This is a genomic window from Streptacidiphilus sp. MAP5-3, assembly GCF_041262505.1.
Classification (GTDB): Bacteria; Actinomycetota; Actinomycetes; order Streptomycetales; family Streptomycetaceae; genus Streptacidiphilus.
Genome location: NZ_JBGCCL010000010.1, coordinates 20,314 through 34,392 on the forward strand (window position 1 = coordinate 20,314; position 14,079 = coordinate 34,392).

General features: G+C 71.1%; 9 protein-coding genes. 7 read left to right on the forward strand and 2 right to left on the reverse strand.

The genetic code is table 11. The features are described from left to right. Positions 1-5: 5 nt before the first annotated feature. Entirely contained in the window at positions 6-2,549 is a 2,544-nt protein-coding gene (locus ABH928_RS17180; protein WP_370067181.1) for a DEAD/DEAH box helicase, read from the reverse strand. Positions 2,550-2,706: 157 nt separating this feature from the next. Here ABH928_RS17180 and ABH928_RS17185 point away from each other — a divergent pair, with 157 nt between their 5' ends. From ABH928_RS17185 to ABH928_RS17195, 3 genes are all read left to right on the forward strand, one after another. Further along, positions 2,707-3,048, forward strand: coding sequence for an STAS domain-containing protein (locus ABH928_RS17185; protein ID WP_042373473.1), 342 nt, complete (start codon positions 2,707-2,709; stop codon positions 3,046-3,048). Between the two features lie 83 nt (positions 3,049-3,131). After that, on the forward strand, positions 3,132-3,623 hold the full coding sequence (locus ABH928_RS17190; protein ID WP_370067183.1) for an ATP-binding protein: 492 nt from the start codon (positions 3,132-3,134) through the stop codon (positions 3,621-3,623). A gap of 453 nt (positions 3,624-4,076) precedes the next feature. Beyond that, on the forward strand, positions 4,077-6,497 hold the full coding sequence (locus ABH928_RS17195; protein ID WP_370067185.1) for a sodium-translocating pyrophosphatase: 2,421 nt from the start codon (positions 4,077-4,079) through the stop codon (positions 6,495-6,497). 107 nt (positions 6,498-6,604) lie between these two features. Here the strand turns inward: ABH928_RS17195 and ABH928_RS17200 are convergent, their stop codons facing one another. Continuing rightward, complete coding sequence (locus ABH928_RS17200) at positions 6,605-7,486, reverse strand: alpha/beta fold hydrolase (RefSeq protein WP_370067187.1); 882 nt, start codon at positions 7,484-7,486, stop codon at positions 6,605-6,607. 120 nt (positions 7,487-7,606) lie between these two features. Between ABH928_RS17200 and ABH928_RS17205 the strand changes: the two genes are divergently transcribed. From ABH928_RS17205 to topA, 4 genes are all read left to right on the forward strand, one after another. Beyond that, positions 7,607-8,434: a hypothetical protein gene (locus ABH928_RS17205; protein WP_370067189.1), complete on the forward strand. Its 828-nt coding sequence runs from the start codon at positions 7,607-7,609 to the stop codon at positions 8,432-8,434. Positions 8,435-8,572: 138 nt separating this feature from the next. After that, positions 8,573-10,171, forward strand: a complete 1,599-nt coding sequence (locus tag ABH928_RS17210; RefSeq protein ID WP_370067574.1) for a methyltransferase — start codon at positions 8,573-8,575, stop codon at positions 10,169-10,171. 193 nt (positions 10,172-10,364) lie between these two features. Further along, positions 10,365-10,787 (forward strand): DUF3592 domain-containing protein, encoded by a 423-nt coding sequence (locus ABH928_RS17215; protein WP_370067191.1) that lies wholly within the window; start codon positions 10,365-10,367, stop codon positions 10,785-10,787. 502 nt (positions 10,788-11,289) lie between these two features. Continuing rightward, on the forward strand, positions 11,290-14,064 hold the full coding sequence (gene topA, locus ABH928_RS17220) for a type I DNA topoisomerase (RefSeq protein ID WP_370067193.1): 2,775 nt from the start codon (positions 11,290-11,292) through the stop codon (positions 14,062-14,064). The last annotated feature ends 15 nt before the right edge of the window (positions 14,065-14,079 follow it).

Here is a 14,079-nt window from a genome sequence, read left to right on the forward strand (position 1 = left end):
CAACCTCAGCTCCGCGGCGTGGCCTTCGTTGTACCCTCCTCCGTCACCGCTGCCTCCGCTGTCCCTTCCGCTCCCTCCTCCGGCATCCGCCCCGGAGCGCCGGCAAGCAGCAGCGTCAGAAGGCGGATCGCACCGGCCTTGTCGAGCGGGTCGTTGCCGTTGCCGCATTTGGGACTCTGGATGCAGGACGGGCAGCCGCGTTCGCACTCGCAGGCGGTGATGGCCTGGAGAGTGGCCTCCAGCCACTCCTGGGCGCGCTCGAAGCCGCGTTCGGCGAAGCCCGCGCCGCCGGGATGGCCGTCGTAGACGAAGACGGTTGGCAGGCCCGTGTCCGGGTGGAGCGGGACCGAGACGCCACCGATGTCCCAGCGGTCGCAGGTGGCGAAAAGGGGGAGCAGGCCGATGGACGCGTGTTCGGCCGCATGGGCGGCACCCGGAAGCTCCTCCGGGAGGAGGGCCGCATCCTCCAGCTGATCCTCCGTCACCGACCACCACACGGCCCGGGTCCGGAGGGTGCGCGGCGGCAGGTCGAGCTTGGTCTCGCCGAGGATCTCGCCCGTCAGGAGCCGGCGCTTGAGGAATGAGACGACCTGGTTGGTCACTTCGACCGAGCCGAAGCTCAGTTCTGCTTCGCCCCAGGCGACCTGACGGTCCGTCTCCAGGACGGTGATGGACGTGGTGTCCCTCGCCACGGTGCTGTACGGCGGGTCGGCTTCGGCGACGAGGGCCACCGAGTCCTCGAGGTCGAGTTCGCGGACCAGGTAGGTGCGGCCCTGATGCAGGTGGACCGCGCCGGTGTGGACTGCGGTGTGGGCGGAGCCGGCGTCGACGGTGCCGAGTAGGCGGCCGGTGTCGGCCTCGACGACACGGACCGGGGCACCGCCCTCGCCACGGATGTCGACCAGGTCGGCGGCGCGCTCGCGCCGGGTCCAGAACCACGAGCCGGCACCGCGACGTCGCAGCATGCCCCGGCGTTCCAGCTGTGCCACGAGTATCGGCGCGGAAGGGCCGAAGAGTTCCAGGTCCGCGGGCTCGGTGAGGGGCAGCTCCGCCGCTGCCGCGCACAGGTGCGGGGCGAGGACGTGCGGGTTGTCCGGATCGAGCACGGTCGACTCGACCGGGCGGCGGAACAGGGAGTCGGGGTGGTGCACCAGGTAGGTGTCCAGCGGGTCGTCGCGGGCGATCAGCACGGCCAGTGCGCCCTGGCCCTCGCGTCCGGCACGGCCTGCCTGCTGCCACAGGGACGCCCGGGTCCCTGGGTACCCGGCGAGCAGGACCGCGTCCAGGCCGGCTACGTCGATGCCCAGCTCGAGGGCACTGGTGGAGGCCAGCCCGAGCAGTGCGCCCGAGTGCAGGGCGCGCTCCAGCGCCCGGCGTTCCTCCGGCAGGTAGCCGCCGCGATAGGCCGCCACCCGCCGGGCGGCACCGTGGCCGACCGCTTCGGTGAGCCGCTCCTGGGCGATGACGGACACCAACTCCGCTCCGCGCCGGGAGCGGACGAAGACCACCGTGCGGGTCTCGTCGAGCACGAGGTCGGTGAGCAGGTCGGCGGCCTCGGCGGTGGCCGAGCGGCGGACCGGGGCGCCGTGCTCGCCGGACAGCTCGGTCAGCGGCGGCTCCCACAGGGCGAAGACGGTCTCACCGCGCGGCGAGCCGTCCTCGGTCACCTCCGCCATCGGCAGCCCGGTGAGCCGCTCAGCGCTGCGTCCAGGCTCGGCCACCGTGGCCGAGGCCAGCAGGAAGACGGGGTCAGCGCCGTAGCGGGCGCAGAGCCGCCGCAGCCGCCGCAGCACCTGGGCGACGTGCGAGCCGAAGACGCCGCGGTAGCCGTGGCACTCGTCGATGACCACGAAGCGCAGCGCGCGCAGGAAGGAGGCCCAGCGGGCATGCCCGGGAAGGATGCCGCGGTGCAGCATGTCGGGGTTGGTGAGCACATACGAGGCGTACTGGCGTACCCACTCGCGTTCCTCGAACGGAGTATCGCCGTCGTAGACAGCCGCACGGACGCGGGAGAGCGGCGTGCCCCTCGTCGGACCGGTGCCGCCGCCGTCAGCGCCTCCGCCGTCCCCGCTGACGTCACCGCCTCGGCTGACGTCGCCGCCTCCGCCATCACCCCGGCTGTCTCCGGCGCCACCACCTGCGGACCGCAGCTCCCCGAGCCGGCGCAGCTGGTCGGCGGCGAGTGCCTTGGTGGGTGCGAGGTACAGGCCGGTCGCACCGCGGCCGTTCTTGGCCTCGGTGCCCTCCAGTAGGGCGCTGAGGACCGGCGCGAGATAGGCCAGCGACTTGCCCGAGGCGGTTCCTGTGGCAATAACCACATTTTGTCCGCTTATCGCCAGATTTGCCGCTTCGGCTTGGTGTGTCCATGGCCGCTCGATGCCCGTCGCCGCGATCGCGTCGAGCACCTCCGGGCGGAGGCCTGCGGGCCAGTCCGCATACTGGGCCGCCCGGGCGGGAATGTGCTCCGTATGGGTGAGCCGATCTTGCCGCCCTCGGGTGCCCACAAGGCGGCCGAGAGCGGCCTCGGGCGGTTCGGGGCGCGGCGTCATTGGCCTCAAGTCTGTCATCACGGTGATGGAGATTCGCACCAAGGCGTCGTGTTGGCCTCGCGATAAGTGGTTGAATGCCATCGCGGCCGTGCAACGGGGCTTGGGACCTTCCGACCCCGCGATCGGCATGGAAGCAAGGCAAGGTGCTGGAGGTTCCGTGGACCTGTCCCTGTCGACCCGTTCCGTCGGCGACCGCACGGTCGTCGAGGTTGGGGGCGAGATCGATGTGTACACCGCCCCGAAGCTGCGCGAGCAGCTCGTCGAGCTCGTCAATGAGGGTCACTACCACCTGATCGTGGACATGGAAGGTGTGGACTTCCTGGACTCGACCGGGCTGGGTGTGCTCGTCGGCGGGCTCAAGCGGGTGCGTGCCCACGAGGGTTCGCTTCGCCTGGTCTGCAACCAGGAGCGCATCCTCAAGATTTTCCGGATCACCGGACTCACCAAGGTGTTCCCCATCCACGGCTCCGTGGACGAGGCCGTCGCCGCCAACGACTGAGTGGTGGAGCGCCCGGGAGCTTCCGCGAAAGCGGCTGCTCCCGGGGCCGGTCTGACAACCTGAACCTTTCGAGGGGGACACATATGGCCACCGTCGAGCTGCGTTTCAGCGCGCTCCCGGCGCATGTGCGTACGGCGCGGCTGGTCGCCGCGGCGGTCGCACGGCAGGCCGGGGTCGACGAGTCCATTCTCGACGAGGTCCGCCTCGCCGTGGGTGAGGCGTGCTCGCGGGCCGTTGGCCTGCATCAGCGCAACGGCGTCTCGAGCCCGGTCCGGGTCAAGCTGGTCCAGCAGGAGAAGCGTTTCCTGATCGAGGTCGGCGACGGCGTCCCGACGCCCGCCACCGCCCACGCCGACAGCAATGCCGAGGAGGCGCTGTCGTTCGCCGAGGCGAACACGAGCGCCAAGTCCGGCGCGCGGACCGGGGGCAACGGCGACCAGGCGACCGACGACACCATGGGCCTCGCTGTCATCAGCGGCCTGGTCGACGACCTGGTGATCGGCCACGACGAGGACGGCGGACTGATCCGGATGAGCTGGCCGGTCGCCGATCCGGCGGACGACGACCTGCCGTAGTCGGCCAGCCAGCAAGCCAGCAAGCCAGCCAGCAAGCCAGCCAGCGGGCCAGGACGGGGCTGGGCGCAGCGCCAGGCGCTTGTATCCCGCCAAACTGCGGGTCGATTCACGCCAACCAGATCTGCACCGTTCCGCATTGTTCTGCGCCGTGCGCACATCGCCGAACCATGCCCAGAACCGTGCGCGCGTGCACCGCACTGTGTGCGGAACCGAGCAGAACCAGCAGGGCGGCCCGAGGACTTCGGGCCGCCCTGCTGCTTCTCGTCGTCGAATCATCCGTCACATCTATTGCAGCTTGTACCAATTGCCGCACATACCCTGTTTTGATCATGCGCCTGATTCCTACAATCGCCGCCTGCCACCTTGCCCGCGCTGCCGAGTGGTCCGCGCCTCTCCTCGTCCCAAGACTTGGGGATCCCGCCCGGCGCACGAGCCAGACGTCAAGGAGGACGAATGGCCGGGCTCTACCTCTCCGGCGCTCCGTCAGGGGTGACCGCGGTGCTCACCGGTTCCGACCGGGTCGTGGTCGTCATCGTCGCCGTCATCGCCGTAGCCGCGCTGGGTGTCGCGTGGCTGCTGGTCCGTCAGGTACTGGCAGCGGACCAGGGCACCGACACCATGAAGCAGATCGCCGCCGCCGTGCAGGAAGGCGCCAACGCCTATCTGGCACGCCAGTTCCGTACCCTCGGCGGGTTCGCCGTGGTCGTGCCGCTCCTGCTCCTGCTCCTGCCCGCGGACACCTGGTCGCAGCGGATCGGACGCTCCGTCTTCTTCCTGGTCGGCGCTGCCTTCTCGGCGGTGACCGGCTATGTGGGCATGCAGCTCGCGGTGCGCAGCAACGTGCGCGTCGCGGCGGCGGCCCGGGAGGCGACGCCCGCCGAGGGAGCTGATGCGGAATCCGGCGAAGCCCCGGACGTCCGTGCGGTCTCGCACCGGGCGATGCGGATCGCCTTCCGCACCGGCGGAGTTGTCGGCATGTTCACCGTCGGGCTCGGGTTGCTCGGGGCCTCGATCGTGGTGCTGATCTACCGGGAGAACGCTCCCAAGGTGCTGGAAGGCTTCGGTTTCGGGGCCGCGTTGCTCGCGATGTTCATGCGCGTGGGCGGCGGGATCTTCACCAAGGCCGCCGATGTCGGCGCCGACCTGGTCGGCAAGGTCGAGCAGGGCATCCCCGAGGACGACCCGCGCAACGCCGCCACGATCGCGGACAACGTCGGCGACAACGTGGGCGACTGCGCCGGGATGGCCGCCGACCTGTTCGAGTCCTACGCCGTCACCCTGGTCGCCGCGCTGATCCTGGGCGTGAGCGCCTTCGGCGACGTCGGACTCGCCTTTCCGCTGCTGGTGCCGGCCATCGGCGTCGTCACCGCCGTCCTCGGGATCTTCGCGGTCTCGCCGCGCAGTGGCGACCGTTCCGGCATGACGGCGATCAACCGCGGGTTCTTCATCTCCGCGGTGGTCTCCCTGGCACTGGTCGTGGCTGCTGCTTTCGCCTTCCTGCCGGGCAGTTTCGCCCAGCTCAAGGGCGTCTCCGGCGCCATCACCGCCCACGGCGGCAACCCGCGGGTCTTCGCCCTCGTGGCCGTGGCCATCGGGATCGTGCTGGCCGCGGCGATCCAGCAGTTGACCGGCTATTTCACCGAGACCAGCCGGCGGCCGGTGCGCGACATCGGGCTGACCTCGCTGACCGGTCCGGCGACGGTCATCCTCTCCGGGATCTCGCTCGGGCTGGAGTCCGCGGTCTACTCGGCGGTTCTGATCGGGGCGGCCGTCTACGGCGTCTTCCTGCTGGGCGGCGGTTCGCTGACGCTGGCGCTCTTCGCCGTGGCGCTGGCCGGGACCGGGCTGCTGACCACGGTCGGCGTGATCGTGGCGATGGACACCTTCGGGCCGGTCTCGGACAACGCGCAGGGCATCGCCGAGATGTCCGGGGACGTCACCGGCGCGGGCGCGCAGGTGCTGACCGAGCTGGACGCCGTCGGCAACACCACCAAGGCGATCACCAAGGGCATCGCCATCGCCACCGCCGTACTGGCGGCGACGGCGCTGTTCGGCTCCTTCACCGACGCCATCGGTACGGCGGTGCAGCAGGTCGGGCCGGCGGCGTCCGGGCTGAGCCTGAGCCTCGACATCGCGCAACCCAACAACCTGGTGGGCCTGTTGCTCGGGGCCGCGGTCGTGTTCCTCTTCTCCGGGTTGGCCATCAGCGCGGTCTCGCGCTCGGCCGGTTCGGTGGTTTTCGAGGTGCGCGACCAGTTCCGGTCCAAGCCCGGGATCATGGACGGCAGCGAGAAGCCCGACTACGGACGCGTCGTCGACATCTGCACCCGCGACGCGCTGCGCGAGCTGGCGACTCCCGGGCTGCTGGCCGTGCTGGCGCCGATCGCGGTCGGGTTCCTGCTCGGCGTCGGGCCGCTCGGCTCCTACCTGGCCGGGGCGATCGGCGCAGGCACGCTGATGGCGGTCTTCCTGGCCAACTCGGGCGGCGCCTGGGACAACGCCAAGAAGTTGGTCGAGGACGGCAACCACGGTGGCAAGGGCAGCGAGGCGCATGCGGCCACGGTCATCGGCGACACCGTCGGCGACCCGTTCAAGGACACCGCAGGACCGGCCATCAACCCGCTGCTCAAGGTGATGAACCTGGTCTCGTTGCTGATCGCACCGGCCGTGGTCAAGCTCGACTTCGGCGTCCACGCCAACACCGGGCTGCGGGTGGGCATCGCGCTGCTCTGCCTGGCCGTGGTGGTCGTCGCGGTCTGGCTGTCCAAGCGGCGCGGCATCGCCGTCGGGTCGGACAGTGGCGCGGAGCAGTCGGCCACCCCGTCGGTCCCCGGACCGGGCCAGTCGCCGGACGCGGCGTCAGCTGTGCACTGAGCCGCCGACGCAGCTGAGCCACCGATGCAGCTGAGCCACCGACGCAGCTGAGCCACCGACGCACCGAGCCGCCGATGTACTGAACGCGCACGCCGTGCAGATGGTATTCAACCCTCCTGTGCGGCCTGCGCGTTGGCGGCAATCGCGGGGACGATCCGGGGCCAGAGAGGACGAGGGAGGTCATGGCCCATGCCGGGCAGTGTCAGCAGCGACGCGCCCGGTACGGCCGCGGCCGTCGCGTGCCCACCGCTCACGTCGACCAGAGGGTCCGCCTCGCCGTGCACGACCAGGGTCGGCACGGTCACTTTCCCGAGCGCGGCCGTACGGTCGGGCGAGGCGGTGATGGCGGCCAGTTGGCGACCGAAGCCGTCCCTACGGCTGCTGCGGTCGTGGTTGGCCGCTGTCACGGTGCGCAACTCCTCCTCCGGGCGCGGATAGCCCGGCGAGCCGATGACCCGTGCCGCCGCCATCGAGGCCTCGATCGCCGCCTCCCGGTCCGCCACGGCGGGACGCGTCAGCGCGGCCCTGGCCTCCGGCGTGGACCGGCCGGAGGTGCCGTCCCCGGGGAGCGACATGATCGAGCAGAGGCTCAGCACCCGATCGGGGTGGTCGATGACCAATTGCTGGGCGATCATCCCGCCCATCGAGGCACCGACGACGTGGGCGCGCTCGACGCCGAGCCGGTCCAGCAGTCCCGCGGCGTCGTCCGCCATGTCCGCGATCCGGTAGCGGGCGGAGGAGTGGTCGCCGCCGAGCACGGCGGCCAGGTCCGGCTGGGGGCCCTCGTCCAGGAACGTGGAGAGGCCGGAGTCGCGGTTGTCGTAGCGGACGACGCGGAACCCGTGGTCGGCCAGCTGTCGGCAGAGCCGCTCGTCCCAGGAGGTGAGCTGCGCGCCGAGCCCCGTGACCAGCAGCATCGTCGGCCGATCCGGGGCGCCGAGGGCCTCGTACTCCAGGGTGATGTCGTTGCCGAGTCGCACGCGGGCCATGGGCACTCCAAACGGTCGCGGACCTGCTCGCTCGTCGGCACGGTATCCGGGGAACTGTGCGGCGGAAAGGGGCGAGCGTGTAGGTTCCCAAGCTGGGTTCGAAGACTGGAAGGCGACCCGGTGAGCGAGAACGAACGGTTGGACATGCGGACGAGCGGACCGGGAAACGGTCGGACGAGTGCTCCGAGCTGCGGTCGGACGTCCGGTCGGACGGGTGGTCGCGGCCGTCGTGCGGCGGGAGCGGCCTCGGTCGCGCTGGTGGTCGCGCTGGGCGCGGCGGCGTGCACCAGCAGCGACAACAGCGCGCAGCTCGACTCCTGGGCCAAGAGCGTCTGTGGCGGTATCTCCGCGCCGATCCTGGAGGTCCAGGCCGCGCAGGCGGACACCGGGAGGATCATCCCGGGTGAGTCGCCCAGTGCCCTCCAGACGCGTCTGGTCGACGATCTCGGCAAGCTGGCCGCGGGGAACCAGCAGATAGCCCAGGCGGTGCAGGCCGCCGGAGCGCCGCAGACCAGCGACGGGGCGCAGACCCAGGCCAACGCCGTCAGCGAGCTGAACCAGGCGGCCGGCGGATACACCAAGGTCCAGGCGACGGTGAAGGAGCTGTCGGTCGACGACCAGGCCAAGTTCGCGGCGGCCCTCAAGGGCGTTTCCGACCAGGTGCAGCAGCTTTCGACGCAGTCGACGACGGCGCTGCAGAAGCTGCAGTCGGGTCAGCTCGGCACCGCGCTCGGCAAGCAGCCCGACTGCGCCGCGCCCTCGGGCTCGCCCACGGCGGCGAGCACCAGCGCGACGACCTCAGGCTCCCCGCAGCCCAAGGCCTCCGGCTCGGCGAGCGACAAGGCCTCGTCCAGCGGTTCGTCTTCGCCCAGCGGTTCGTCCTCGGCCGGCGGGTCGGGGTCGTCGAGCGGCAGCGCGTCACCCGACGCGTCGAGCAGCGCGGGCTGAGGCCCTCCTCGGCGGGAACTCGGGGAGAATGGGCGCGTGACGACCAGTTCATCCGCATCCCCCGTCCCGCACAGCGCCTCCGGCAGGGTTCCGCAGGGCGCCTCCGACAGCGCTGCTGACAGCGCTCCGCACGGCTCGTTGCCGACCCTCGACCCCGAGCGGATCGCGCGGCTGCGCGAGGCGTTCCTCGCGGCGGACTACACCGCCGACGGTTGCCTCGAACTCCTCGGCGCGGCCGCCTACGCGGCGTTGGCACGCAGCGAGAGCGTGCCCGCGCTGCGGGCGACCGTGGGGCAGGGCTCGCTGCAGACGCTGGTCCGGCTGTTCCTGCTGCAGCGCAGCGTGCCCTACCCGGCCGCTGCGGCGGCGCTGCCGGTCGACGAGGCGCTGGCCGACGGCTGGCTGGTCCGGACCCCTTCGAGCGAGGTCCGGGCGACGGTCGACGTCCGCCCGTACGCCAACGACATCGCCGGAGCGGTCGACGAACCGTCCGACGCGTCAGGTTCCGCGTCGGGCGGCGGTGCTTCCGCGGCCTCCGCTCCGGCGGCGGACGCGTGGATCGTCTCCGACCTCGGCTGCGCGGTCGGCGGGGCCGGGGGGATCGGCTCGGGGGCAGCCACCGACCAGGGCGTGCCGCGCAGCGAGCTCGTACTCGGGGTCGGTGGGGCCTCGACGACGCTGGGCAACATCACCGTCCGCCGACCGGCCCGGCGTGCGCTGGACCTCGGCACCGGGTCGGGGGTCCAGGCGCTGCACGCGGCTCGGCACGCGGGTCACGTGGTGGCGACGGACGTCAACCCGAGGGCGCTTCACTTCACCCGTCTGACCGCCGAGTTGTCGGGGTTCGGCGACCGTGTCGAGGTCCGGGAGGGCAGTCTCTTCGCGCCGCTCGGCGAGGACGAGCGGTTCGACCTGATCGTCTCCAACCCGCCGTTCGTCATCTCTCCCGGTGGCCGGTTCACCTACCGCGACGGCGGCATGGCCGGGGACGACCTCTGCCGCAGCCTCGTCGCCCGGGCGGGGGAGTACCTCGAACCGGGCGGCTACTGCCAGCTGCTGGCGAACTGGCAGCACGTGCGCGGCGAGGACTGGCGGGACCGGGTCGCCGGCTGGCTGGCCGGAACCGGTTGCGACGCCTGGATCGTGCAGCGTGATGTCCAGGACGCGACCACCTACGCCGAGCTCTGGCTGCGCGACGGCGGTGACCACCGCGGACCGCGCGAGGAGTACGAACGCCGTTACGCCGACTGGCTCGACGCCTTCGAAGCGGCCAAGGTCGAGGGCGTGGGCTTCGGCTGGATCACGCTACGGCGCGCGCCCGGGGGCGCGACTCCCGTGGTCGTCGCCGAGGAGTGGCCGCACGCCGTCGAACAGCCGCTGGGTCCGGCGATCGACGCCTGGTTCGCCCGGCAGGACTTCCTGCGTGCGCACGACGACGCGGGCCTGCTGGCCGCGCGCTTCCGCCTGGCGGACGAGGTCGTGCAGGAGCAGGTGGGTGCGCCCGGCGCGGAGGACCCCGAGCATGTGATCCTGCGTCAGAATCGGGGCATGCGACGGGCAACCAAGGTCGACACGATCGGGGCGGGCTTCGCCGGCGTCTGCGACGGCACGCTGACGGCCGGTGAGATCCTCGACGCGATCGCCCGGTTGATCGAGGAGGATCCGGTCGTGCTGCGGGACCGCGTGCCCGGGCAGATCCGCGTGCTGGTCGAACAGGGCTTCCTGATTCTGACATGAGATCCGGTGCCGCGGGTGCCGCTGACCGGCTCCCGTTCATCACAGCTTTCCCGGGGCGTCCCACTCCGTAGGTCGCTTGTTGTCCGTCTGCTGCAAATCTGGCGCTCGCCGCGCCGATCGCATGATCACGAGATCACCTGATCGGGTGGCTTGTCGGCCAACTGCGAGACGGAACCGGGGAGTGCGGGCGAACATGGGGACTCCACTGGGCCTGTTCACCGGGGCGTGGTTCCTCCTGTTCGGCGGGGCCGTGCTCTGGTGGTGCGCGGCAGAGGTGCGGGCTCGGCGCACCCTGCGCCGCGTCGGGGTCAGCGGCATGGCGCGTGTGGTGGTGGATCCCGACGGGGACGCGGACCACGCCGACACCGCGCCGTTGCTCAGCTTCGCCGTCGAGGGGCACGGCGAGGTCGTCACGCGTCCGCGCGGCTGGACGTCCATCCGCAGGACGCCCGCCTTGGCGGTGGATGCGCTGGTGCCGGTGGCCTACCACCCGGACCGGCCGACGCTGGTGGCTGTCGACGGTGGTCCGGCGCGGGGGCGGAACGACGTCTTCTGGGTCTGTCTCGGGCTCGCCTTCGCCGTCTGCGGTGTGATGCTGCTCGCAGCCTCGGCCTGAGCGGAACGCTCCGCTCCGGCCTGCCGGGAGTCGATCGGGCCATAGTCGGCTACGTGGCCGGATAGGTGACTGGATTCGTGACCGGGGCCCGGCCGGGCCTTTCAGCTGGACCTGAGACCGATCGGGTCCATGCCAGGGTTGGCGGCATGCCTGCCTTTGGCTGCCTTTAGCAGACGGGTGCATGCCCTTGCGTCCGGATGGGCAGAGACACGCCGAAAGGATCGGGTTCTGCGCCGCAGGCCAGGCGGGCAGTCCTATGATCCGGCTTGTCCGGCCTGTCCCTGCCGGTGCCGGTCCAACCGTACGACCCAGGCCCGAACGGCGGGAACCCGAGGATTCGGGTTACCGTTCGAGAGGCAGCGGGCGACTCCCGCCCATGACATGCCGGGATCCGTCCGTTTGACAAGGGGCACCGGGGTGCGGTCACACTCCGCATTCAGGACCGTGTTGCCGCGAGCAACGCGACGACCACCCCCTACTCGACCGGAAGAGAAGAGCGAAGGTGTCCCCGACCAGCGAGACCGCACGCGAAGGACGGCGACTCGTGATCGTCGAGTCGCCGGCCAAGGCGAAGACGATCAAGGGTTATCTGGGCCCTGGGTACGTGGTCGAGGCGAGTGTCGGGCATATCCGTGACCTGCCGGGCACCGCCGCCGAGGTTCCCGAGGGCTACACCGGTGAGGTGCGCCGGCTCGGCATCGACGTGGAGCACGATTTCGAGCCGATCTATGTCGTCAATCCGGACAAGAAGGCTCAGGTCTCCAAGCTCAAGTCGCTGCTGAAGGACGCCGACGAACTCTTCCTCGCCACCGATGAGGACCGCGAGGGCGAGGCCATCGCCTGGCACCTCCAGGAGGTGCTGCGTCCCAAGGTGCCGGTGCACCGGATGGTCTTCCACGAGATCACCAAGGACGCCATCCAGGAGGCCGTCCGCCACCCGCGCGAGCTGAACAAGCGCCTGGTCGACGCCCAGGAGACGCGCCGGATCCTGGACCGCCTCTACGGCTACGAGGTCTCCCCCGTGCTGTGGAAGAAGGTCATGCCGAAGCTCTCGGCGGGCCGCGTCCAGTCCGTGGCGACCCGGCTCGTCGTCGAGCGCGAGCGCGAGCGGATGGCGTTCCGCTCCGCGTCGTACTGGGACCTGACCGCCGTCTTCGCCACCGCCGATGCCGGGCGGGCCGCGGGTGACCCCGGCACCTTCGGTGCCCGGCTCACCGCGGTCGACGGCCGCCGCGTGGCCACCGGCCGCGACTTCGACTCGGTGGGGCAGTTGAAGGGCGGCGCCGGGACCGCCGTCCAGGTGCTGCACCTGGACGAGGAGAGCGTCCGGGCGCTGGCCGCCGCGCTCGCCGACACCGACTTCCGGGTCCGCAGCGTCGAGTCCAAGCCGTACCGCCGCTCGCCGTACGCGCCGTTCCGCACCACCACGATGCAGCAGGAGGCCGGGCGCAAGCTCGGCTTCGGCGCCAAGCGCGCGATGGACGTGGCGCAGCGGCTGTACGAGAACGGCTTCATCACCTACATGCGTACGGACTCGACCACCCTCTCGGAGACCGCGGTCAACGCGGCCCGGGCCCAGGTCGAGCAGCTCTACGGCCGCGAGTACCTGCCGGACGCGCCCCGCGTCTACGCCGGGAAGGTGAAGAACGCGCAGGAGGCGCACGAGGCGATCCGCCCCTCCGGCGACCGCTTCCGCACCCCCGCCGAGACCCGCCTGAGCGGCGACGAGTTCAAGCTCTACGAGCTGATCTGGATGCGCACCGTCGCCTCCCAGATGAAGGACGCGGTCGGCCAGTCCGTCAGCGTCAAGGTCGCCGGCGCCTCGACCGACGGCCGGGACGTCGAGTTCTCCGCGTCCGGCAAGATCATCACCTTCCACGGCTTCCTGAAGGCCTACGTCGAGGGCCGGGACGACCCGGACGCCGAGCTGGACGACCGCGAGCGTCGGCTGCCGCAGGTCGCCGAGGGCGACGGCGTCCGCGCCGAGGAGATCACCCCGGACGGCCACGCGACCAAGCCTCCGGCGCGCTACACCGAGGCCTCGCTGGTCAAGGAGCTGGAAGACCGCGAGATCGGCCGCCCGTCGACCTACGCCGCGATCATCGACACGATCATCGCCCGCAAGTACGTCTTCAAGAAGGGCACCGCGCTGGTGCCGTCCTTCCTGGCGCTGGCCGTGGTCCGGCTGCTTGAGGAGCACTTCGGACGGTTGGTCGACTACGACTTCACCGCCAGGATGGAGGACGACCTCGACGCGATCGCGCGCGGCGAGGCCCAGTCGGTGCCGTGGCTGCGTCGCTTCTACTTCGGCGAGGGCGATCTTCCCAGCTCGCCCGCCGCGGACGCCGGCAACGGCGACGGTGACCACCTCGGCGGGCTCAAGGAGCTGGTGACCGACCTCGGCGCGATCGACGCCCGTGAGATCAGCTCGTTCCCGCTCGCGGACTCCGACGTGGTCCTCCGCGTCGGCCGCTACGGCCCCTACGTGGAGCGCGGCGAGCAGCGTGCCGACGTGCCGGACGAGCTGGCCCCCGACGAGCTGACCGTCGAGCTGGCCGAGGAGCTGCTCGCCAAGCCGAGCGGCGAGCGTGAGCTGGGCAAGGACCCGGACTCCGGCAACATGATCGTTGCCAAGGCGGGACGCTACGGCCCGTACTTCACCGAGGTGCTGCCCGAGGGCACGCCCAAGACCGGCAAGAACGCGGTCAAGCCGCGCACCGGCTCGCTGCTGAAGTCCTGGGACCTGGACACGGTCACGCTGGAGGACGCACTCAAGGTCTTCGGCCTGCCCCGCGTCGTCGGCGCCGACGCCGAGGGCGTCGAGATCACTGTGCAGAACGGCCGGTACGGGCCGTACCTGAAGAAGGGCACGGACTCGCGCTCCCTGGAGACCGAGGACCAGATGTTCACGGTCACCCTGGAGGAGGCCCTGGCCGTCTACGCCCAGCCGAAGGCGCGCGGTCGCGCGGCCGCGAAGCCGCCGCTCAAGGAGCTCGGCGTCGACCCGGTCAGCGAGCGTCCGGTCGTGGTCAAGGACGGGCGCTTCGGCCCGTACGTGACGGACGGCGAGACCAACGCGACGCTGCGGCGGGACGACTCCGTCGAGGAGATCACGCCGGAGCGTGGCTTCGAGCTGCTCGCCGAGAAGCGGGCCAAGGGACCGGTCAAGAAGACGGCGGCCAAGAAGGCCCCGGCCAAGAAGACCGCGGCGAAGAAGACGGCGGCCAAGAAGGCTCCGGCCAAGAAGACGGCCGCGAAGAAGTCGACGGCGGAGTAGTGGGCTGAGAGCCCC